Here is a 21,569-nt window from a genome sequence, read left to right as displayed (position 1 = left end):
GGCCCGGACCTGGTCAGCTGGCGTCGGGGCCGGGCACGTCGACCGTGCCCGTGCCGCCGGCAGGGATGTCGTTCGCCGTGCCGAACATCTCGACGAGCTCCGCCTCCGCGCGGACGACCTCCGCCAGTCGGCGCACCCCCTCGCGGATGCGGTCCGGCGTCGGGAAGCAGTAGGACAGTCGGACGTGGTCCTGGCCGGTGCCGTCCGCGAAGAAGGCCGTGCCGGAGGTGTAGGCGACCCGGTTGGTCACCGCCCGCGGCAGCATCGCCTTGGCGTCGAGCCCGGGCGGCAGCGTGAGCCACGTGTAGAAGCCGCCCGTCGGGACCGTCCAGGACAGGTGGGGAAGGTGCTCGCTCAGGGCGCCGAGCATCGCGTCCCGACGCTCGCGGTACATCTCGCGGAACGACTTCACCTGCCCGTACCAGTCGAACTCCTGGAGGTAGCGGGTGACGATCATCTCGTTGATGACCGACGGCGAGAGGATCGCGGACTCCGCGGCCAGCACGAGCTTCTCCCGCACGGCGAGCGGCGCGTACGCCCAGCCGACCCGCAGGCCGGGAGCGAAGGTCTTCGAGAAGGAGCCCAGGTGGACGACGGCGTCCTCGTCGTAGGACTTCAGCGCCGGCAGCGGGTCGGAGTCGAAGCCGAGCAGCCCGTACGGGTCGTCCTCCATGATGAGCACCCCGTAACTGCGGGCGATCTCGACGATGCGGGGGCGCCGCTCGAGGGACAGCGTGACGCCGGCGGGGTTGTGGAAGTTCGGCACCGTGTACAGCAGCTTGACGGTGCGACCGGCCCGGGCGAGCTCGCCGAGGATGCGCTCGAGCTCCTCGGGGATCAGGCCGTGGTCGTCCATCGGAACGTGCACGACGTCGGCCTGGTAGCTCCGGAAGACCCCGAGGGCGCCGACGTAGCTGGGCGCCTCGGCGACGATGACGTCGCCCGGGTCGATGAAGATGCCGGTGACGAGGTCGAGCGCCTGCTGGGAGCCGGTCGTCACCACCACGTCGTCCGGGTGCGCGTGCATCGCGGAGTAGCGCATGACCTCGACGATCTGCTCGCGCAGCTCCTCCTCGCCCTGGCCGCCGCCGTACTGCAGTGCACGCGTACCGGCCTCGGCCACCATCGACCCGATCATGTCGCCGAGCCGCCCCAGGGGCAGGTCCGCGATGTTGGGCATGCCGCCGGCGAGGGAGACGACCTCCGGACGGTTCGCGACGGCGAACAGCGACCGGACCTCCGAGGCACGCAGGTGGTGGGCGCGTCCCGCGTAGTTCTTCAGCCACGGGTCGAGCCGGGTGCCGGCGGCCGCGGCAGCGGGGGCGGCCGCGCGCGGCTCCTGCTGCTCGACCTGGCCGTCCTGGCTGTCCGTGGTGCTCATCGCCTGCTCCTCGTGGCTCGGTGCGCTGGTGCGCGGAGAGGCCAGTCTGCCACCGCGCACCCGCCGCCCCGGGAGGAGCCGGGCGTGGTCAGCCGGGTATCGAGCCCAGCGCCTCGTCGATCGCGGCGAGCAGGCGCGGCTTGGTCTGGGCGCCGACGAGGACGCCCGCGCCCTCCTCGCGGATCCGCAGGTGGTAGGTCGGGATCGTACGCACGCCCCAGCGCTCGGCGATGCCCGGATGCTCGGCGGTGTCGACCGACACCACCGTGACGTCGGGGCGCATGCCGGCGACCTCCTCGAGGACGGGTGCCATCAGACGGCACGGGCCGCACCACTCGGCCCAGAAGTCGACGACGACGAGCCCGCCGGAGCCGAGGACCTCCTCGAGGCCCTCGGCGTCGACGGGCGTGACGTGCACGGTCTCAGCCGGCGACGGGCGTGGGCGACCCGACCGCCTGCGCGGCCGGCTCCGCGTCCGTGACGACGGCCGCCTCGACCTCGGGTGCGCCCGGAGACACGGTGCCGTGGGCGAGGTCCGCGAGGTACCGCTCGGCGTCCAGGGCGGCCGAGCAACCGGTGCCTGCGGCCGTGATCGCCTGGCGGTAGACGTGGTCGACGGCGTCGCCGCAGGCGAAGACACCCGGCAGGTTGGTGGCGGTCGTCGGGTGCTCGACGACGATGTAGCCGTCCTTGTCGAGCTCGACCTGCCCGGCGACGACGCCGGTGCGCGGCAGGTGGCCGATCGCGACGAACATGCCGGTCACCGGCAGCTCGCGCTCCTCGCCGCTCACGGTGTCGCGCAGCGTGAGGGACTCCAGGCGCTGCTCGCCGTTGATGGCGGCCACCTCCGAGCTCCAGGCCATCTGGATCTTCGGGTCGGCGAGCACGCGGTCGGCCATGACCTTCGAGGCCCGCAGCTCGTCGCGGCGGTGGATCATCGTCACCTTGTCGGCGAACTTGGTGAGGAACAGGGCCTCGGTCGCGGCCGAGTCGCCGCCGCCGACCACGGCGATGTGCTGCTGCTTGAAGAAGAAGCCGTCGCAGGTGGCGCAGTAGGACACCCCTCGGCCCGACATCTCGTCCTCCTTGTCGAGACCGATGTGCTTGTACGCACTGCCGAGCGCAAGGATCACCGACCGCGCCCGGTAGGTCGCGTCGTCGGTGGTGAGGACCTTGATGTCGCCGGTGAGGTCGGCGGAGACGACGTCCTCGTAGAGGACCTCGGCGCCGAACCGCTCGGCCTGCGCCTGCATCTTCTCCATGAGGTCGGGACCCATGACGCCCTCGGGGAACCCGGGGAAGTTCTCGACCTCGGTGGTCGTCATCAGCGCACCGCCGGCGTCGATCTGCCCGGCGATGACGAGGGGGCTGAGGTCGGCGCGCGCGGCGTAGATCGCGGCCGTCCAGCCGGCGGGGCCGGAGCCCACCACCACGACGTCGTGGATCTTCTCGGCGGCGGTGGTGTCGGTCATGGACTCTCCTCGGACGTATTCGGTGGGTGCTGCCGGGTGAACAGCGGGCCGCGGCGGGTTGTTCCGGGCCACCTCGGCGGTGTGCCCTGCTACTGGACGGTGATCTCGGCGATCTCCGCCCGGTTGGCGCCGTCGGTGCCCGCGGTCGGCAGCTCGGTGATCCAGACGATGAGGTGGGCGGTCGTGACCGGCGAGTCCCACGTGAACGTGGTCTCCCCGGCCTCGAGGGGGCCCTCGGCGAGCAGCTCGCCCTCGCCGGGCGTGGCCGGGTCGGAGATGCGGATCTCCACGTTGCCGCCCTCGCCGTCGGCGAAGGTGTCGATCGTCAGTCCGCCGACGGTACTGATCTCCTCGAGCCACACGAGCAGCCCCGTGCCGGACTTCACACCGAAGTCGGGCGACTGGTAGGACAGCGAGCGCCAGTAGGTGTCGACGTCGCCGTCGGCGGCCAGCTCGGCGGTGTCGGCGTTGTCCGTGCCGCCGCCCTCGGGGTCGACGAGCTCGGTGCGCGAGAGCACGGGGGCCGGCAGGTCGGAGGCCTCGGCGGTCGGCTCGTCCGTCGTGCTCTCCTCGACCGGGTCGGGCGTCACCACGGGCGGGTCCTCGCTGGGCAGCTCGACGGCAGTGGTCGGCGTGAGCAGCGTCCGGACGGCCAGCCAGGCGCAGATCACGACGACGACGAGGAACAGGACGACGACCCACGGCATCGGGTCGATCGTGTGGCGGCTGACCTCGCGCCCGGGAACGCGGTCGTCCATGAGCGAGCGGTCGTCCCGGGCGTCCAGGCTGCCGGTGGGGCGGTAGCCCACGGGCGGCGCCTGCCCCGTGCGCTGGTCGGCACCCGCGGCCGACGACCGGCCTCGGGCGTCGACCGGTACCCGGCGGACGGGCTCGTCGATCGCGGGCTGCGAACCCGAGCCGGACGTGCCGTAGGGGACGTCGAGCGGCTGCTCGCCGGCCTCCTCCTCGGTCAGGCGCCCGGGGTTGGACAGGCGTTCCTGGATCGAGGTGCGTGCGCGCCCGACCGAGCGTCCGATCGACGACGACGCACCCCCGATCCCCGCCGCGGCTGCCGCGGCCGCGGCCGAGGCCCTCGAACCGATCGACGAGGCACGTCCCGTGGCTCCGCCGGTGCCCGCCGCGGCACCGTCGGGTGCGCCCGGACGACCGGGGCCGCCCGTGTGCTGACCGCGCGCTGCCGGGCCACCGGTGGAGGGGCCGGCCGCCGCTCCGAGGGACGAGCTGCCGGCGACGGCGGTGTCGCTGCCGGCGGCACGGCGAGCGCGACCGCGTCCGTCCGGGGCCGTCCCGGCACCGGCGCCCTCGTCGGACGTAGGGCCGTGGGGGTCCGGGACGGGGAGGTGCGCCACCGCCACGCGGGCATGACGTACGGGCGGGCGAGCGCCGCCGACCACGCGGCGCGTGACGGCGTCGAACCGGGCGGAGGCCCTGGTGGGGACGATGCCCGCCAGCGGGTCGGTGTCGGTCGACCCGTCGGAGGGTGTGTCCTCGGCCGTCGGACGCTCATCCGAGCCACCCGGCTCGGTGGGGCTCGGCGCCGAGGTGCGTGCCGCCTCGGTGGGAGCGTCGGTCGCCGTCTCGTCGCGCGCCGGTCGCGCGGCGCTGCTCGACCCCTCCGCGGCGCGACCGGCCGTCCCGGAGCTGTCTCGACCGCGCTCCTGGTCGCCGGAGCCGGTGGTGCTCGACGATGCCGTGGCGCGTCCGGCCGAGACGGCGTCCCCGGTCCGGGCCTCGGCCCCGTAGGCACCGGCCGCGAGCGTCCCGGCCGCGGCCGCGCCCAGCCCCACCGCGCCGGCGGACGCGGCAGTGGCGGAGGACGTGCCGGACGCCACCGCCTCGGCGGTGCCGTCGGCGGGCGGGATCGACGGCGGTGGGATCTGACGACGAAGCCGCCCGCCGAGCGTCGACCGCGGGCGCGGCTCCGCGGTCTGGGCGGGACGTTCGTCGTCGACGGCGGAGATCTCCTCGGTGGAGTCGCTCGGCGCGGGAGGCGGAGGCGGAGGCGGAGGCGGGGGGGCGGAGTGTCCCCCTGCCGAGCGTCGGACCTCCCGCGGCGGCGGCTCGATGTCGCCCCACGGGGCCAGGGTGTGGAACAGGTCGCCGGCGCTGGAGGGTCCTGCCCCCTCGTCGAGCGTGCGCACGCAGAGGTCGTCGAGGTCGTGCGGGACGCGGTCGATCAGCACGCCGGGCGCGGGCGGGGCCGAGCCGTCGTCGGTGGTCGCCGGTCGGCCGGTCAGGGCGAGGTAGAGGAGCTCGACGAGGTCGCTCGCGTCCTTCCGGGACGCGCGGGCAGGGGTCAGGACGAGGTTCTCGCCGAGCGCGTTGGCGACTCCCGCCCCCGCGACGAGGACCTCGCCGTCGTCGGTGACGTGCACGGACCGCGCGTCGAGGGCGAGGTGCCGGACCCCGTGCCGCCGGGCGGCGTCGAGCGCTGCGGCCGCCTCCCCGATGATGGCCCGGGCCTGCTCGGCCGGGATCGGGCCGTTCCCGGCGTAGTCGGCGAGGGTCGTGCCGCGCGCCGGCTCGCCGACGACGTACGCGGTGCCGTCGTCCGTCGCGACCTCGTAGATGCTGCGCAGCCGGTCGTCCTCGACCAGGGACGCCCGGCGGGCGGCGTCGAGCACCTCGTCCGTGGTGGGCTGCGCGGGGTCCAGCAGCAGCACCTCGACCTGGCGGTCGAGCACCGTGTCGTGAGCCGCGTACCTGGTGGCGCCCGCGGAGGCGGTCTCGAGGGCATGGCCAAGCGCGTAGCGGCCCGCGAGGAGCGGACCGGGTGCGGAGCCCCGGTGCGTGTCCAGGTGTCCCCCTCGGTCGTGGACGGCGGTACGGCGGTGCCGCGGTGCGTGGTCGTGCGCGAGTCTAGTTGCCCGGGGTGCGCCGATCGGGTCGGCTCACCGGCGCGGTGGCTCCGTGTGACCGTCGGCCGAGTCCGGTGTGCCGGACGGTGGCGGGGGAGGGGGCGGCGGCGTCCGACCCGCGACCTCCTCCTGTCGCGGCCGCGCGTGGCGGGCGTGGCGTGGCGCGTGCGCGGGGTCCCGGTCGGGCAGGTCGTCCCCGTCGGCCCGCTCGGCGGGTTGAGGGCGCTCGGGAGGCTCGGCGCGGTCGGCAGGGTCGGGGCGCTGGGGGCGCTCGGTCACCGGCCGGACGGGGCGGACCACGGTCTGGTCGGGCGGGCCGTCGAGCGCGTCGAGGTGCGTGAGCGGGTCGAGCTCGGCCGCGGTGGGGGCGGGAGGTGCGTGCCTGCCGGTTCGGCGCACGGCGTCCCGACTCTCCGGCGGGCTCGCTGGGCGCGCACGGGCCGTGCCGGGCGCGGTGCCGGCCTCGCTCGAGCCCTCGGTGGGAGGCGGTTGAGCCACCTCCGGACGGCTGCGGCGCCCGGGGTTCCAGACCGGCTCCCACGCGGACTCGATGTGCGGGGCCCACGGCAGGTCCCTCGAGGCGTCGACGGCCGCGTCGGCCTCGCGCACCTCCTCGGCGGCCGGCCCGCCCCACAGGGGGCCCGCACCGTCGTCGGTGGGGACCGGACCGGTGGGTCCCCCACCCACGGGCTCGCCGCCCACGGGCCTGTCGCCGTCGGCACCGTCGCCGGGATCGTCACCGGGCCCGTCGTCGGGACCCTCGCCGGGTCCGGCGTCACCGCCGTCGGGCCCGTCGTCAGGACCACCGTGCCGAGGACCGTCGCCCGGCGTGCCCGCCCGCAGGCCGGGATTGAGCACCCGGGCCAGCCACAGGACGACCACGCGCAGCGGCCCGGGGAGCCTGCGCGCGAGAGACGCGACCATGGTGCCGAGCGGACGGGCCACCACCTCGAGCTCGCCGACACCCAGCGCGCGCAGGGCGACGAAGTAGCCCACCATCATGAGGAGCCCGACGATCACGACGCGCAGGAGCGCGCCGGCGACGTCGAGGTCGGACTCGTCCGTGCCGAGCAGGGTGAGCAGGCCCCAGCCGAGCAGGAGCGGGCCGGCGGCGGCCACCGTCATCCGCACGTGCGAGCGCAGCACGCGGCCCCCGTCGGTGCGGCCCAGCCGGGGCCGCAGGCCGAGGAAGGACAGCGCGGCGCCGACGATGTTCGACACCGCCATCGCGACGCAGGCGCCGACGAGGACCCACCGGGGGGTCAGCAGCAGCGACGCGAACGCGCCGCCGACCACGATGACGGTGAGCGGGAGCTGGAGGAAGAACAGCCGCCGGGCGTCCTCGAACGCGTAGTACACCCGCTGGATGACGGTGAACGCGCCCACCCCCACGAGGCCGAGCAGCATGGCGACGAGCACCCTGGCGATCGACTCCACCTCGACGAACGCGGCGGCCGGCGTGATGACCCGGACGACCGGCAGCGCGAGCACCATGAGCCCGCCCGAGCAGAACAGGGTGAACAGCCCGACGACGCGCAGGCCGAGGGAGAGGTCGGCGCGCACGGCGTCGAGGTCCTGGTGCGCCGCGGAGGTGGACATGCGGGTGAACAGCGCGGTGATGAGCGAGACGACGATGAGCGAGGTCGGCAGCGAGTACAGGAAGTAGGCGTTGGTGTACGCGGCGTTGCCGGCCACGTCGATGGCGTAGTCGCCCGCCGCGGAGGCAGCGGCGGCCACGTTGGAGATCGCGAGCGTCGCGAGCTGACCCACCAGGAGGGCGGCGAAGACCCACATCGCCGTCGACGTCGCGGAGCCCAGCCCGCGGCCACGGAACCCGAACTTCGGCCGCAGCTTCACCCCGGCACGGCGCAGCGGCCACATCAGGACGAGCGCCTGGGCCGCGACCCCGGCGGTCGCCACGCCCGCGAGCAGGATCGTGCGGTCCTGCGTCCACCCCTCGGCGCCGGCCGCGGTGAGGTCGGCGACCGACCCGTGCAGCCCGAGGAACACGAGCAGACCCGCGATGGCCACGACGTTGTTGAGCACCGGTGCCCACGTGTACGGGCCGAAGATGCCGCGCGCGTTGAGCACCTGTCCGAGCAGCGTGTACATCCCGTAGAAGAACAGCTGGGGGATGCACCAGTACGCGAACGTCACGGACAGCGAGTACCAGGGGTCCTCCATCCCGAAGGCGAACAGCCGCACGAGCAGCGGTGCGGCGAGCGTGAGCGCGACCGTCAGTCCGGCCAGGCCCAGCGTGATCGCCGTGAGCAGGCGGGAGACGTAGTCGTCGCCGCCGTCCTCGTCCTTGGTCATCGCCCGGACGATCTGGGGGACGAGGACCGCGTTGAGGACGCCGCCGGCGACGAGGAGGTAGATGAGGTTGGGGAGCCGGTTGGCCACGTCGAACGCGTTCGACGCGCCCGTGTTCGCTCCGAGCACCGCGACCAGGAGCACGGGCCCCTTGACCAGGCCGAGCACGCGGGAGACGAGGGTGCCGGCGAACATCGTCACCGAGGACCCGGCGAGCCCCCTCCTGCCGCTCATCGCTCGTCGTTCCTCTCGTCGTCGTCCTCGGAGGTGGCCCGGGGCGGGTGCTCCGGGCGGTCCGCACCGTCGCCGGCGCGAGGGCCATCGTCGACGACGGCGGGCTGCTCCCCCGTGACGTGGACGGTCGGCGCGCCGGGATCGCCGGCGATGACGGGCGTGGCGTCGCCGGTCGGGACCCGGACACCGCGCCGGATCCGGCGCGCGAGCCCGACGACGACGAGCAGGGCGAGCACGACGCCCGCGATCGTCACCGCGGTGCCCTCCCAGCCCGCGCGGACGCGGACGACGATCGTGGCGGCCGAGCCGATCTGCTCGCCGTCGGGCGTCACCAGCCGGATCCGCACCGGAAGGTCGCCGGACCCGATGGCCGAGACGGGGACGAGCGCGGTCTCCTGCCCGCCGGCCGGGACGACGATCTCGACGCCCTCGGGTGCCTCGAGCCTGGGGTCGTCCGGATCGACGACGACGGTCACCCGCGCGTCGAAGTCGCCCTCGTTCTCCACCCGCACCGGCAGGTCCGCCGTCGAGGCGATGAGGTTGATCGGGGAGGTGGGGGTCGGCCGGACGGCGTGCGTGGCCGCGGACAGGGAGTCGCGCCAGCCGGTGACGAGTGCTTCCCGCCCGGCGGCGTCGTCGCGCCAGCCGGCCGAGACGGCGGTGCGCACGGCGAGCGTGGCGCCGGCCACCGCGGGGGGCGGCGTGTCGGTCATCGTGGCCACCGCGGCGGCGAGCCGCTCCGTCTCCTCGGCGCGCGCGAGCCCGGCGGCGTCGATCTCGCCCGGCCCGACGGTCCGGTCGGGCAGGGAGAGGGCCTCGTCCGACGCCGGTGGGGTGTCCATGAGGTCGCCGAGGGCGAGGAGATCGACCCACGGTGCGTCGGCGAGCGCGCGGGCGACGTCGCCGACGACGGCCGGGTCGGCCGGCGAGGAGCGGTCGTAGGTGAGCAGGAGCGGGCGCGGGTCGCTGGGGCGCTCGCGGAAGACGACGGCGAGGTCGGCGAGCAGGAGCTGGCGCGACTGCACGGCGGACAGCTCGACCGGCGACCCGGTCGACCACGGCATGAGGGTGCCGGCGAGCAGCGAGCTGGCCCTCTCCTCGGCGACCAGTGCGGGGGCGGTGAGGCCGCGCGCGCCCCCGAGCTCGACGTCGGCCCGGCCGGAGACGGTGTACGTGAGGTCGGCTACGGGCGCGAGGACGGGGCCGGGCAGGACGGTGACGCTCGTCGAGCCGTCGTGCGCCAGCTCGACGGTGGAGGCGTCGACCTCCTCCCCGGCGGGCCAGGCGAGGGAGGGGACGACGTGGCCGGTGAGCATCCCGATGCGGTCGACCCCGTCGTTCGTGAGCCGCTGGGCGAGGTCCGGTCGCTCGAGGTGGGCGAGGGCGGCGAGGTCGGCGTCGCCGGCGGGCAGCGCGAGCAGCCGGTCGTCCTCGGCGAGCTCCGTGAGTGCCGTGCCCGACGGCGACCCGGCCCCGTCGAGGAGGACCGGGTCCAGCGCGAGGCTCGCCCCGGTGCCGGCGACGGCCTGGGCGAGCGTGAGCACCGCCGACGGCGCGTCCTGCGCGGAGGCGGCGCCCGGATCGGTGGTCGAGCCGGAGCCGGAGGCGGCGTCCGGAGCGGTGGTCGTCGAGGCGTCGCTCGGCGGCTCCCCGGACGGCACCTCACCGGGCGCCGCCCGGTCGGACGGGGTCTCCGTGGCCGGCGGCCCGTCGGTGGGCGGCTCCGACCCGCCGCCCGTCGGCGCCTCGGAGGCCGGTGGCGCCTCTGAGCCCGTCGGCGCCGGGTCGTCCGGTGCGCCGGCCGTACCAGGGCCGAGCCCGGGCACGAGCGCGGGGTCGGCGACGGAGCCGGACGTCGCCGGGACGAGGAGGCCGACCGGCAGCGGCTCGAGGGACTCGGCGGGCGCGCCCCACACCACGACGGAGCGCACCACCTCCTCGACCTCGCCGGCGTCGGTGAGGACGACCTCCAGGCCGCGCGGGCCCCACTCGTCGCGGCCGGCGACGAGACCGAGCTCCTCGGCGGGGACCTCGAGCTCGACCGTCCTGCTCTCGCCCGCGGCCACGGTCCCGTCGAGCTCGACCTCCGTCCGGCTCGCGTACCCCGAGGGCCCCTCGCCGGACTGCCAGGCCGCGAGCACGGACCGCGACAGAGGGATCGTCGGGTCGAGCGCCAGCGCGAGCGTGCCGTCCTCGACGTCGGTGGTCGGGGTGAGCGTGACGGTGACCGTGAGGTCGTCCTCGGGATCGAGGACCGCCGGGGCCACGTCGTCCAGGGCGAGCGGCTCGGCCGGCTCCTCGGCGTCGACAGGGTTGGTGCGGGCCGTCGTCGAGGGTGCGGCCACGGCCGGCGCGGGCGGCGGGCCGGCAGCCGGGGGAGCGGTCGCGGCCGGCCGGGGTCCGTGCGCGGCCGGGAGGCCACCTGCCGCGGGGGTCCCGGAGAGGCACAGCGCCGTCAGCGCCGAGGTGAGAAGTGCCGCCGCGGCCCGCCCCCGCGTGGCTCTCGAGATCATGCCCGGCCGGCCAGCACGTCCCGGGCTGTGGCGACCACGCGCCGCTCGTTGGGGTAGGCCAGGCGTGCCGCGACCTTGTCCAGACGCACCCACGCCACCTGCTCCGCCTCCTGGTCGGGGTCGTTCTCGATGGTCAGGGTGCCGCCGGTGGCCTCGAGGAGGAAGTGGTGCACCACCTTGTGGACGCGCCGGTCCGTGCCGGCGAACCAGTAGTCGATGGTGCCCAGGTGGCGCAGGACGCGGCCGTCGATGCCGGTCTCCTCGGCGATCTCCCGCACGGCGGCCTGCTCGGCGGTCTCGACGCCCTCGAGGTGGCCCTTCGGCAGGCACCACTCGAGGCGGCCGCCCCGGTTGCGGCGGGCGATGACGGCGACGTACGCGACGCCGTCGGCGACCTTGACGACGATGCCCCCGGCGGAGGTCTCGTCGACCACGGGCAGGCGCGAGGAGCGCGAGCCCGGGGTCCGCACCCGCAACGGGCGCGGGGCCCGTGGCTGGGGTATCGGGGCGGCAGGCATGCAGTCCACTGTAAGAGACTCCGTGCCGGACCGAAGGAGGGCGGGCCGAGCCGGCAGGACCGCTCGGGTCCGGAACGGCCGCCGTGGCACCCTTGGTCGGTGCCGGACGACCTGCCTGACGACCTCGCCCTGAAGGTGCGCGCCATGAAGGTGCTCGCTGACCTCCCGCGGCCCGTGCTCGACCTCGCCGCGGCGTTCGTCGACGCCGGCGAGGAGATCGCGCTCGTCGGCGGCCCCGTGCGGGACGCGTTCCTCGAGGTGCCGCCGAAGGATATCGACCTCACCACCTCGGCGACGCCGGAGGACACCGAGCGCCTGCTGCGCGCCTGGGGTGCGCGCACGTGGGACATGGGCCGCGAGTTCGGCACGATCGGCGGCGCGCGCGCCGGCCTCGAGGTCGAGGTGACGACCTACCGCACCGACGAGTACGAGGTGGGGTCGCGCAAGCCCGCCGTCGCGTTCGGGGACTCCCTCGAGGGCGACCTGTCCCGCCGGGACTTCACGGTCAACGCCATGGCCGTGCGACTGCCCGGGCTCGAGCTCGTCGACCCGCACGACGGCCTGGGCGACCTGGCCCGCGGCGTGCTGCGCACCCCGGTCACCGCGGAGCAGTCCTTCGACGACGACCCGCTGCGGATCATGCGGGCCGCCCGGTTCGCCGCGCAGCTGGGGTTCGACGTCGTCGGCGACGTGCGCGAGGCGATGACGGCGATGGCCTCCCGGCTGGAGATCGTCTCGGCCGAGCGCGTGCGCGCCGAGCTCGAGCGCCTGCTGGTCGGCGACCACCCGCGGGCCGGTCTCCGGCTGCTCGTCGACACCGGCGTGGCCGAGGTCGTGCTCCCCGAGCTGGCCCTGCTGCGCGAGACCGTCGACGAGCACGGGCGGCACAAGGACGTCTACGAGCACACGCTCACCGTCCTCGACCAGGCCGTCGACCTCGAGACCGGACCGGACGGCCCCGTGCCCGGACCGGACCTCGTGCTGCGGCTCGCGGCGGTGATGCACGATGTCGGCAAGCCGGCCACGCGGCGCTTCGAGCCCGGCGGCGGGGTGAGCTTCCACCACCACGAGCTCGTCGGGGCGAAGCTGACGGCGAAGCGGATGCGGGCGCTGACGTTCGACAAGCAGACGACGAAGGACGTCGCCCGCCTCGTGGAGCTGCACCTGCGGTTCCACGGGTACGGCGACGGCGCCTGGACGGACTCGGCCGTGCGCCGGTACGTCACCGACGCCGGTCCGCTGCTCGAGCGGCTCCACCGCCTCACCCGGGCGGACTCCACGACCCGCAACCGGCGCAAGGCCGCGCGCCTGTCGGCGGCCTACGACGATCTCGAGCGACGCATCGAGGAGCTCGCCGAGGCCGAGGAGCTGGCGGCGATCCGTCCGGACCTCGACGGCTCGCGGATCATGGAGCTGCTGGGGATCTCACCGGGTCCGCTGGTGGGCCGGGCCTACCAGCACCTGCTCGCGCTGCGGATGGAGGAGGGGCCGCTCGGCGACGAGCGGGCCGAGGCCGAGCTGCTGGCCTGGTGGGCCGAGCAGCCCGAGTCCTCGGCCTGAGGGCTCGTCACGGCAGCGGGGCGGCGGCGTCGCCGAACCGCTCGTCGACGGTGGCCGGCACCAGCTGCGGGGCCGGGTGGGCGTCGCGCCCCTACCGCTCGATCTCGCCGCGGATGAACGCCTCGACGTCGGCCCGGGCGGCGGTGTCCTCGCGCTGCTCGGGCGGGGACTTCATGAGGTAGGCGCTCGCCGCGAGCAGCGGGCCGCCGACGCCCCGGTCCAGGCCCAGCTTCGCGAGGCGCACGGCGTCGATGACGATGCCCGCCGAGTTGGGGGAGTCCCACACCTCGAGCTTGTACTCCAGCGACATCGGGGCGTCGCCGAAGCCGCGGCCCTCGAGGCGCACGTAGGCCCACTTGCGGTCGTCCAGCCACGCCACGTGGTCCGAGGGGCCGATGTGGATGTCGCGGGCCGGCAGGTGCCCCGCGATGTTCGACGTCACCGCCTGGGTCTTGGACACCCGCTTGGACTCGAGGCGCTCGCGCTCGAGCATGTTGCGGAAGTCCATGTTCCCGCCCACGTTGAGCTGGAACGTGCGGTCGAGCCGGACGCCCCGCTCCTCGAGGAGCCGGGCCAGCACGCGGTGCGTGATCGTGGCACCCACCTGGGACTTCACGTCGTCACCGACGATCGGCAGACCTGCGTCGACGAACTGCTGCGCCCAGTCGGGGTCCGAGGCGAGGAACACCGGCAGGGCGTTGACGACCGCGCAGCCCGCCTCGAGCGCGGCCTGCGCGTAGTGGCGGGCCGCCTCCTCGGAGCCCACCGGCAGGTAGCAGACGAGGACCTCGGCACCGCTCTCGCGCAGGGCGGCCGCCACGTCGACCGGGGCGGCGTCGGACTCCTTGATCGTCTCCCGGTAGTACCGGCCCAGGCCGTCGAGCGTGGGCCCGCGCAGCACCTCCACGCCCGTGGGCGGGACGTCGGTGAGGCGCAGCGTGTTGTTCTCCGAGGCGCCGATCGCCTCGGCGAGGTCGGCACCGACCTTGCGGGAGTCGACGTCGAACGCGGCGACGATCTCGACGTCGCGCACATGGATCCCGCCGAGCTCGACGTGCATGAGGCCGGGCACGGTGTCCCGGGGGTCGGCGTCCGCGTAGTACCGCACGCCCTGGATGAGTGAGGAGGCGCAGTTGCCCACCCCGACGACTGCTACCCGCACCACGTCTCGCCTCCTCCGTCGCTCGTCTCCGACCGCCACCGTAACCGGCGCGGGCAGCGGCACCGCGCCTCTTTCCGCCCGGCGCCGGGCGTGTGATCGGGCACAGCCGCGAGCGGCGCCACGAGCCCGAGCTCCATACTGTGGAGCTCACGTCGCGACGAAAGGTTGACGCGGATGGCCAAGGACTCCACGGGCACCGGGACCACCGACCCCGGGACGAAGGGGCGCGTGCCTCTCTGGCGACGCCTGCTGTTCTGGATGGTCGGCCTGTTCGTCGCCGGCGTGGCCGGCGCCGCGGGCCTGTTCGTCGCCGCGTACGCCTCGATCGACGTGCCGGCACCCGACGACTTCGCCCTCGCGGAGGGCACCACCGTCTACTTCGCGGACGGCGAGACGGTGATGGGCCGGTTCGCCGAGTACGACCGGAGCTCGATCTCGCTCGACGACGTCCCGGACCACGTGAGCCAGGCCGTCATCGCCTCCGAGGACCGGCGGTTCTACGAGAACCCCGGGGTCGACTGGCGCGGCATCGCCCGTGCCCTGTGGAACAACGTCCAGGGCGAGGCCCGTCAGGGCGGCTCCTCGCTCACGCAGCAGTACGTCGAGCGGTACTACACCGGCACCACGACCTCCTACGTGGGCAAGTTCCGGGAGACGATCCTCGCGCTGCGGATCGACCAGGAGCAGTCGAAGGACGAGATCCTCGAGAACTACATGAACACCATCTACTTCGGCCGCGGTACGTACGGCGTGCAGGAGGCCTCGATGGCGTACTTCGGGCACGGCGCGTCGGAGATGACGCTCTCGGAGTCGGCGCTGCTCGCAGGCATCATCCCCAGCCCGTCGGCGTGGGACCCGGGGGTGGATCCCGAGCGCGCCGAGCAGCGCTTCGAGCGCGTCCTGGACCTCATGCTCGAGGACGGGTGGATCACGGCGGAGGAGCGCGCGGACGCAGAGTTCCCGGAGGTGATCGAGCCCGAGGAGAACGAGACCTACGCCGGGCCGAACGGCTACCTCCTCGCGATGGTCCGCGACGAGGTCGTGGCCCAGGGCGATCTCACGCTCGAGGAGATCGACACCGGCGGGTACGACATCGTCACGACCATCGACCAGCGCAGCCAGCAGGCCGCGGTCGACGCCGTGGGCAACCTGCCCGAGGACCGTCCCGAGAACAACAACGTGGGTCTGGTGTCGCTGCGGCCGGAGTCGGGCGCGATCGTCGCGCTGTACGGCGGCCCGGACTACGTCACCGACGCCCGGAACAACGCCACGCAGGACCGGGCGCAGGCCGGCTCGACGGCGAAGCCCTTCACGCTGGTGGCGGCCATCGAGGACGGCGTCTCCATGGCGGAGCGGTTCCCGTCCTACACGCCGATGGAGATCGAGGGCTACGACGTCCCGGTCAACAACTACGACCAGCACAACCGCGGCCCCATCACGCTGCGGGAGGCGACCGCCCAGTCGGTCAACACCACCTACGCGCTCGTCAACCAGCAGGTCGGCCCGGAGACCATGGTCGACGTCGCGACCAGGGCCGGGTGGTCCGAGGAGACGCCGGGCCTGGTGGCGAGCGCGTCGAACGTCCTCGGACCGGCGTCCCCGACGGTGCTCGACAGCGCGCAGGCGTACAACACGTTCGCCTCCCGGGGCGTGCGGCACGAGCCGTACATCGTCGAGGAGGTGCTCGACCGGGACGACAACCGGATCTACACCGGCGGCGACGAGGGCGTGCGCGCCTTCGAGGAGGCCGTCATCGACGAGGCCACCTACGCGATGGAGGCGGTCCTCGAGCCCGGCGGCACCGGGGCCACTGCCGGCGAGATCGGTCGCCCGGCGGCGGGCAAGACCGGCTCGTCCAACGCCTACCGCTCGGCCTGGTTCGCGGGGTGGGTGCCGCAGCTGACGACCGTGGTGAGCATGTACCAGGTCGGCGAGGACGGTACCGAGGAGGAGCTCACCGGGTTCGGCGGCGTCGACCTCGTCGCGGGCGGCACCTTCCCCGCGGAGATCTGGCGCGACTACATGCAGGTGGCGACGGAGGGCATGCCAGTCGTCGAGCTCCCCGAGCGCCCGGACCCCGAGGACCTGCCCGGGTCCCCGGACCGGCAGACCCAGATCCCGACCCAGGCGCCGGTGCCCACCGAGGAGCCGACGACGGAGGAGGAGACGACCGAGGAGGAGACCACGGAGGAGGAGACGACCGAGGAGGAGACCACCGAGGAGGAGACCACGGAGGAGGAGACGACGCCGGAACCCACCGAGGAGCCGACGACCGAGGACCCGACGACGCCGGACCCCACCGAGGAGCCGACGACCGAGGCGCCGCCGTCGACGCCACCGCCCGGCCAGGGTGGCCAGGGCGGCGGGAACGGTGGTCCCGGCCAGGGTGGGGCCGGCAACGGTCGCGGTCCCGGGCAGGGCGACGGAGGCTGATCCCGCTCGGCTCCCCGCGGGTGGTGACGCGTCCCGCGCGTCGTGACGCGCGCGCCCGGGCGACCGGGCGCGGTCGGGCCCGGTTCGGCGGAGGCGGCGGGGCGCCGTCGGGCGCTGCTCCGCCGGGGTGACCGGCGGCACGGGACCGGGCGCTCCGTGCGACCCCGGGACCGGGTACCGTTGACGGTCGGCCCCGGAATCGTCCGGTGCCACGCATGACCCTCCTGTCACGGAGAGACCGTGACCGCCCAGTCCGAAGGAGGTGGGGATACCCATGCGGCAGTACGAACTGATGATCATCCTCGAGCCGGAGGTCGACGAGCGCACCGTCGCCCCGTCGCTCGACAAGCTGCTCTCGGTCGTCACGACCGGTGGCGGCACCGTGGACAAGGTCGACATCTGGGGCAAGCGCCGGCTCGCCTACGAGATCGACAAGCGCGCCGAGGGCATCTACGCGGTCATCGACATGACGACGACCCCCGAGGTGGCCCGCGAGCTCGACCGTCAGCTCGGTCTCAACGAGGCCGTCCTGCGCACGAAGCTCCTGCGTCCCGACGCCCACTGACCCGACCGACAGCCACCGTCAGGAGCTCTCATGGCAGGCGACACCATCATCACCGTGGTCGGCAACCTCACCGCCGACCCCGAGCTGCGGTTCACCCCGTCGGGGGCTGCGGTCGCGAACTTCACCGTCGCGTCGACCCCCCGCCAGTTCGACCGTCAGTCGAACGAGTGGAAGGACGGCGAGACGCTGTTCATGCGCTGCTCGGTCTGGCGTGACGCTGCGGAGAACGTGGCCGAGTCCCTGACCAAGGGCATGCGCGTCATGGTCCAGGGCCGTCTGGTCCAGCGTTCCTTCGAGACCCAGCAGGGCGAGAAGCGCACGGTCGTCGAGATGCAGGCCGACGAGGTCGCTCCCTCGCTGCGCTACGCGACCGCCAAGGTCACGCGCACCCAGCGCGGTGGCGGCGGCTTCGGCGGCAACCAGGGTGGCGGCTTCGGTGGCGGCAACCAGGGTGGTGGCGGCTACGGCGGCGGCAACCAGGGTGGCGGCTACGGCGGTAACCAGGGCGGCCAGGGTGGCTTCAACGGCCCGGCCGGCGGCAGCCCCGACGACCCGTGGGCCACGCAGGGTGGCGGCACCGCCTTCCCGAACGACCCGCCGTTCTGAGCCTTCCCGTCGGCACGCTCGACGAACCTGCCGCCCTGCGCGGCGACAACGACATCCACGAAGGGCCCGGACGCGCGACGCACGCGCGCGAGGGCCGGTACTGAGAACCCAAGGAGAACCCCATGGCGAAGCCCGTACTTCGCAAGCCCAAGAAGAAGGTCGGTCCGGTCAAGGCCGTCAAGGTCGGCACGATCGACTACAAGGACACCGCCACGCTGCGGAAGTTCATCTCGGATCGCGGCAAGATCCGCTCGCGCCGGGTCACCGGCGTCTCCGTCCAGGAGCAGCGCCTCATCGCGAAGGCCGTGAAGAACGCCCGCGAGATGGCTCTGCTGCCCTACACCGGCGCCGGACGCTGAGGAAGGGGATCGAGATGGCAAAGCTGATCCTCACCCACGAGGTCACCGGTCTCGGTGCCGCGGGAGACGTCGTCGAGGTCAAGGACGGGTACGCCCGCAACTACCTGGTCCCGCGCGGTCTGGCTGACCGGTGGACCAAGGGCGGCCAGAAGCAGGTCGACCAGATGACGTCCGCCCGCCGCACGCGCGCGATCGCCACGGTCGAGGAGGCCCAGGCCACCCGCGACCGCCTCCAGTCGGTCCCGGTCACCGTGGCCGTCCGCGCCGGCGAGGCCGGCCGCCTGTTCGGCGCCGTGTCGACCGTCGACATCGCCGAGGCCGTCGCGGCCGACGGCGGGCCGCAGCTCGACCGCCGCAAGATCGAGATCCCGGCCCCGATCAAGTCGCTCGGCGAGCACCGCGTGCAGGTCCGCCTGCACGAGGACGTCACGGCGAGCCTCGTCGTCAACGTGGTCCCGGAGGCCTGACGCGCCTCTCTGACCAGTGAGCGCGATTCTGCTCGACCGGTGAGCGTGGTTCCGCTCGACGAGTGAGCGCCCTTCTGCCCGATCCGGGTGGGAGGGCGCTCACGCGTTGACGCCCGGGTCCTCGACGAATGAGCGGAGACCACCGCGTCACGGTCGACCGACACCCCCGGGCCCCAGGTCCGGGGGCGTCGTGCTGTCCGGAGTGGTGCCTGCGTCGCAGACAGGTGAAGTGCTCCTCGGCCCCACGTCTGGTTGCCGACCGCGGCGCCCTGCGCGAGACCACACGGTGCGTGCCGAGCGGACACGTCGACGTCGAACCCACAGTGTGTTCGCCGAACCTGCCCCCGGCGGGTGTGGGATCGGCAGGGATCGTGTGGGTTCGGCCGGCAGGTGTGGGATCGGCAGGACCCGAGCCTCAGACGAGGGCGAGCCGGGTGGCCAGCGCGGCGGCCAGACCGAGCGCGACGTCGAACGCGACGTTCCAGGCCATGCTCACGCGTTCCGCCTGGCCCTGCGTGACCGCCCGGCGCATCATCACGGTCAGCGCCGCGGTCTGCACGGCGCCCGACGCCGCGCCGACGGCCGTGGCGGCGACGACGAACCGGAGCGGGTCGTCGTCGACCACCGCCCACGTCAGCGCGAGAGCGACCACGACCGACGCGACGAGCATCGTGCCGGGGCCGGACCAGCGGTCCGCGAGCCACCCCGCGACCGGCCGCCCGAGGGCCACGGCACCCTGGACGCTGAACGCCGCCACGAGCGCGACCGATCCCGCGTCCGAGTCGGAGAGCGCGCCGGCGGACGTGAGCATGAGCCCGTACGCGATCACCGCGAGGGTATGGACGAGGATGGTCGGTGCGGCGACGGCGACCATCGCGCTCCCCGAGCTCCCCGCGCCGTCGGGGCCCGTGGCCGCGGTCTGGGCGCTGCCGGACCGGGCCACCGTGGGGACGTGGTCCGTGGGGGCGTCGGTCAGGCCGGCGTGGCCGCGCTCGCCGACGCGCCGGGCCGCGGCGACGGGGATGAGCCCGAGGGCCGTGACCACGGCACCGGCGATCGCGACGCCGACGACCCCGACGCTGTTCGCCAGCGCGAGAGCCCCCGGGGCGGCGAGCGTCCCGCCGATCGCCGACGCCAGGCCGTAGATCCCCAGCGCACGTCCGGCCGTGCTCGCGTCGGCCAGCTCACGCGTCCAGGCCGCGCTCGTGACGACGAAGACCCCGAACCCGAGCCCCGTGAGCACGAGACCCGGCCAGCCGTCGGCGAACGGGAGCACGGCGAAGCCCACCGCCATCGCCGCCAGGCCGCCCCCGACCGACCGCGAACGCACCCGCAGCCACCGACCGAAGATCGTGACGAGCGGCTGGACCGCGACGACGCAGACCATGAACACGGCGGTACGGGTGCCCGCGGAGACGCTGCCGCCGGCGAGGGCGACCGGGGCCGAGGTGTACAGGCCGTAGAAGGTGCCGAAGCCGCAGGCCGACGCGATCGCCACGAGGAGGACCGCGCGCAGGTCGGGGCGCTCGATCCTGATGCGGGGTGCGAGGGACATAGGGCCAGGGTGCCCCAGTCCTGCGGCGGGTGGCACGGAGGGCCGGGCGGAAGCGGCGGACCGGCCGGTACCGGCGGACCGGGCGGCAGCGGTGGAGCGGGCGGTACCGGACGAGTCCCCCTCCGCTCCGCGTCGTCGTGCCGGGCTCAGCGCCCCTCCCCGAGCACCATCCACCGCGTGCCGCGCGAGCGCACGTAGGTCGTCACGGCGCGCGCCCCCATGAAGACGCCGGCGAACGCGATCCACAGCCACACCAGGCCCCAGGTGCCGCCGGGCCCGAGCTCGGCGACCGCCCATGCCGCGGGGAGATAGACGACGAGCGTGATGACGCCGGACACGGCGAGGAACGGCCCGTCGCCGGCGCCCATGAGGATCCCGTCGAGGACGTAGACCAGGCCGGCCAGCGCCATGAGGACCCCGACGACGACGAGGCACCACACGGCGGCCGACCGCACCTCGGGGTCGGACGTGAAGATCCGGACCAGCAGCGGTGAGCCGGCGGCGACCGCGACGCCGAGGACCAGCCCGCCGAGGATCCCCCAGCGCAGGCACCGCCCGACGAGGCGCCGGACGGCGCCGGGGTCGCCCCTGCCGAGCCCCTGACCGACCAGGGCCTGCGCGGCGATCGCGACGGCGTCGAGCGCGAACGCGCACAGCGACCAGATCGAGCTCGTCACCTGGTAGGCCGCGAGCCGGGCGGGGCCGAGCGCCGTGGCCACGGCGACCGTCACGAGGATCGCCGCGCGCAGCGAGAGGGTGCGCACGAACAGCGGGAGGCCCGCGCGGGCGGAGGCGAGGACCCCGAGACCGGAGGGGGCGAGCGAGACCTTGTACCGGCGTGCCCCACGGACGACGACGCCGGCGAGCACCGCACCCATGCCGATCTGCGCGATCGCCGTGCCGAGCCCGGAGCCGAGGATCCCCAGGCCCAGGCCGTAGATGAGGATCGCGTTGAGCACGGCGTTGGCTGCGGCACCACCGCCGGCGACGTACAGAGGCGTGCGCGTGTCGAGCAGGCCGCGCAGCGTCCCGGTCGCCGCAAGTACGACGAGCATCCCGGGCAGCCCGAAGGCGGATGCCCGTAGGTAGGTCACCGCCTCGTCGGCGACCTCGCCGCTCCCGCCCAGGGCGCCCACGAGCCAGGGCCCGCCGAGCAGGAGGGCCACGGCGAGCAGGAGCCCGAGGCCGACGGCGAGCCACATGCCGTCGACGCCCGCCCGGATGCCGCGCGCCCGCTGGCCGGCGCCCACGAGCCGGGCGGTCGCGGCCGTCGTCGCATAGGCGAGGAAGACGCACACCCCGACGATCGTCGTCAGCACGGCCTGGGCGATCGCGAGCCCCGCGAGCGAGGACGTCCCCAGGTGGCCGACCATCGCGGAGTCGATGATGAGCAGCAGCGGCTCGGCGACGAGCGCGCCGAGCGCGGGCACCGCGAGACGCAGGATCTGCCGGTCGACCTCACGGGGCGAGAGCTCCGGCCCGACGTCGGCACCCGGGTCCGTGGACATCTCTCCTCCTCAGGTGCTTGTCGGCCGGTACCGGGGTCACGGTA

16 protein-coding genes are annotated in these 21,569 nt (G+C 74.3%); 6 read left to right on the top strand and 10 right to left on the bottom strand.

Annotated elements, in window-relative coordinates:
• Nucleotides 1-13: 13 nt before the first annotated feature.
• The 7 genes from AC24HA_RS01440 to AC24HA_RS01410 form a co-directional block, all read right to left on the bottom strand.
• Nucleotides 14-1,381 (bottom strand): aminotransferase-like domain-containing protein, encoded by a 1,368-nt coding sequence (locus AC24HA_RS01440; protein ID WP_425707263.1) that lies wholly within the window; start codon nucleotides 1,379-1,381, stop codon nucleotides 14-16.
• An 88-nt stretch (nucleotides 1,382-1,469) separates the two neighbouring features.
• Complete coding sequence (locus tag AC24HA_RS01435; RefSeq protein ID WP_425707264.1) at nucleotides 1,470-1,799, bottom strand: thioredoxin family protein; 330 nt, start codon at nucleotides 1,797-1,799, stop codon at nucleotides 1,470-1,472.
• Nucleotides 1,800-1,803: 4 nt separating this feature from the next.
• Nucleotides 1,804-2,853, bottom strand: coding sequence for a thioredoxin-disulfide reductase (trxB, locus tag AC24HA_RS01430; RefSeq protein ID WP_425707265.1), 1,050 nt, complete (start codon nucleotides 2,851-2,853; stop codon nucleotides 1,804-1,806).
• An 89-nt stretch (nucleotides 2,854-2,942) separates the two neighbouring features.
• Entirely contained in the window at nucleotides 2,943-5,558 is a 2,616-nt protein-coding gene (locus AC24HA_RS01425) for a protein kinase family protein (RefSeq protein WP_425707266.1), read from the bottom strand.
• A 207-nt stretch (nucleotides 5,559-5,765) separates the two neighbouring features.
• Nucleotides 5,766-8,279, bottom strand: a complete 2,514-nt coding sequence (murJ, locus tag AC24HA_RS01420; protein ID WP_425707267.1) for a murein biosynthesis integral membrane protein MurJ — start codon at nucleotides 8,277-8,279, stop codon at nucleotides 5,766-5,768.
• Nucleotides 8,276-10,792 (bottom strand): DUF6049 family protein, encoded by a 2,517-nt coding sequence (locus AC24HA_RS01415; RefSeq protein ID WP_425707268.1) that lies wholly within the window; start codon nucleotides 10,790-10,792, stop codon nucleotides 8,276-8,278. The genes murJ and AC24HA_RS01415 overlap by 4 nt, the downstream gene beginning before the upstream one ends.
• Nucleotides 10,789-11,295 (bottom strand): NUDIX hydrolase, encoded by a 507-nt coding sequence (locus AC24HA_RS01410; RefSeq protein WP_463648062.1) that lies wholly within the window; start codon nucleotides 11,293-11,295, stop codon nucleotides 10,789-10,791. Before AC24HA_RS01410 ends, AC24HA_RS01415 begins: the two co-directional genes overlap by 4 nt.
• A gap of 159 nt (nucleotides 11,296-11,454) precedes the next feature.
• Here AC24HA_RS01410 and AC24HA_RS01405 point away from each other — a divergent pair, with 159 nt between their 5' ends.
• Nucleotides 11,455-12,870, top strand: coding sequence for a CCA tRNA nucleotidyltransferase (locus AC24HA_RS01405; RefSeq protein ID WP_425707623.1), 1,416 nt, complete (start codon nucleotides 11,455-11,457; stop codon nucleotides 12,868-12,870).
• Between the two features lie 91 nt (nucleotides 12,871-12,961).
• On the opposite strand, the gene AC24HA_RS01400 is transcribed toward AC24HA_RS01405, so the two are convergent.
• Nucleotides 12,962-14,035: an inositol-3-phosphate synthase gene (locus tag AC24HA_RS01400; RefSeq protein ID WP_425707270.1), complete on the bottom strand. Its 1,074-nt coding sequence runs from the start codon at nucleotides 14,033-14,035 to the stop codon at nucleotides 12,962-12,964.
• A 171-nt stretch (nucleotides 14,036-14,206) separates the two neighbouring features.
• Between AC24HA_RS01400 and AC24HA_RS01395 the strand changes: the two genes are divergently transcribed.
• From AC24HA_RS01395 to rplI, 5 genes are all read left to right on the top strand, one after another.
• Nucleotides 14,207-16,465, top strand: a complete 2,259-nt coding sequence (locus AC24HA_RS01395; protein WP_425707271.1) for a transglycosylase domain-containing protein — start codon at nucleotides 14,207-14,209, stop codon at nucleotides 16,463-16,465.
• Between the two features lie 274 nt (nucleotides 16,466-16,739).
• Entirely contained in the window at nucleotides 16,740-17,030 is a 291-nt protein-coding gene (rpsF, locus tag AC24HA_RS01390; RefSeq protein WP_425707272.1) for a 30S ribosomal protein S6, read from the top strand.
• Nucleotides 17,031-17,060: 30 nt separating this feature from the next.
• Complete coding sequence (locus tag AC24HA_RS01385; protein ID WP_425707273.1) at nucleotides 17,061-17,636, top strand: single-stranded DNA-binding protein; 576 nt, start codon at nucleotides 17,061-17,063, stop codon at nucleotides 17,634-17,636.
• A gap of 122 nt (nucleotides 17,637-17,758) precedes the next feature.
• Complete coding sequence (gene rpsR, locus AC24HA_RS01380) at nucleotides 17,759-17,995, top strand: 30S ribosomal protein S18 (RefSeq protein WP_425707274.1); 237 nt, start codon at nucleotides 17,759-17,761, stop codon at nucleotides 17,993-17,995.
• Between the two features lie 14 nt (nucleotides 17,996-18,009).
• Nucleotides 18,010-18,462, top strand: coding sequence for a 50S ribosomal protein L9 (rplI, locus tag AC24HA_RS01375; RefSeq protein WP_425707275.1), 453 nt, complete (start codon nucleotides 18,010-18,012; stop codon nucleotides 18,460-18,462).
• Between the two features lie 415 nt (nucleotides 18,463-18,877).
• Here rplI and AC24HA_RS01370 read toward each other — a convergent pair whose 3' ends face one another.
• Together AC24HA_RS01370 and AC24HA_RS01365 are read right to left on the bottom strand one after the other, a co-directional pair.
• Nucleotides 18,878-20,017 (bottom strand): MFS transporter, encoded by a 1,140-nt coding sequence (locus tag AC24HA_RS01370; protein ID WP_425707276.1) that lies wholly within the window; start codon nucleotides 20,015-20,017, stop codon nucleotides 18,878-18,880.
• A 146-nt stretch (nucleotides 20,018-20,163) separates the two neighbouring features.
• Nucleotides 20,164-21,525, bottom strand: coding sequence for an MATE family efflux transporter (locus AC24HA_RS01365; RefSeq protein ID WP_425707277.1), 1,362 nt, complete (start codon nucleotides 21,523-21,525; stop codon nucleotides 20,164-20,166).
• Nucleotides 21,526-21,569 lie beyond the last annotated feature (44 nt).

This window comes from Georgenia sp. Z1491 (genome assembly GCF_057652395.1).
This window is presented reverse-complemented; position numbering and strand designations above follow the sequence as displayed.

Bases quoted from the DNA above. Each gene is read 5' to 3' on its own strand.
- murJ (WP_425707267.1), bottom strand. From the start codon at position 8,279: ATGAGCGGCAGGAGGGGGCTCGCCGGGTCCTCGGTGACGATGTTCGCC.
- AC24HA_RS01370 (WP_425707276.1), bottom strand. From the start codon at position 20,017: ATGTCCCTCGCACCCCGCATCAGGATCGAGCGCCCCGACCTGCGCGCG.
- AC24HA_RS01395 (WP_425707271.1), top strand. From the start codon at position 14,207: ATGGCCAAGGACTCCACGGGCACCGGGACCACCGACCCCGGGACGAAG.
- rpsR (WP_425707274.1), top strand. From the start codon at position 17,759: ATGGCGAAGCCCGTACTTCGCAAGCCCAAGAAGAAGGTCGGTCCGGTC.
- AC24HA_RS01405 (WP_425707623.1), top strand. From the start codon at position 11,455: ATGAAGGTGCTCGCTGACCTCCCGCGGCCCGTGCTCGACCTCGCCGCG.
- AC24HA_RS01385 (WP_425707273.1), top strand. From the start codon at position 17,061: ATGGCAGGCGACACCATCATCACCGTGGTCGGCAACCTCACCGCCGAC.
- AC24HA_RS01440 (WP_425707263.1), bottom strand. From the start codon at position 1,381: ATGAGCACCACGGACAGCCAGGACGGCCAGGTCGAGCAGCAGGAGCCG.
- rpsF (WP_425707272.1), top strand. From the start codon at position 16,740: ATGCGGCAGTACGAACTGATGATCATCCTCGAGCCGGAGGTCGACGAG.
- rplI (WP_425707275.1), top strand. From the start codon at position 18,010: ATGGCAAAGCTGATCCTCACCCACGAGGTCACCGGTCTCGGTGCCGCG.
- trxB (WP_425707265.1), bottom strand. From the start codon at position 2,853: ATGACCGACACCACCGCCGCCGAGAAGATCCACGACGTCGTGGTGGTG.
- AC24HA_RS01415 (WP_425707268.1), bottom strand. From the start codon at position 10,792: ATGATCTCGAGAGCCACGCGGGGGCGGGCCGCGGCGGCACTTCTCACC.
- AC24HA_RS01365 (WP_425707277.1), bottom strand. From the start codon at position 21,525: ATGTCCACGGACCCGGGTGCCGACGTCGGGCCGGAGCTCTCGCCCCGT.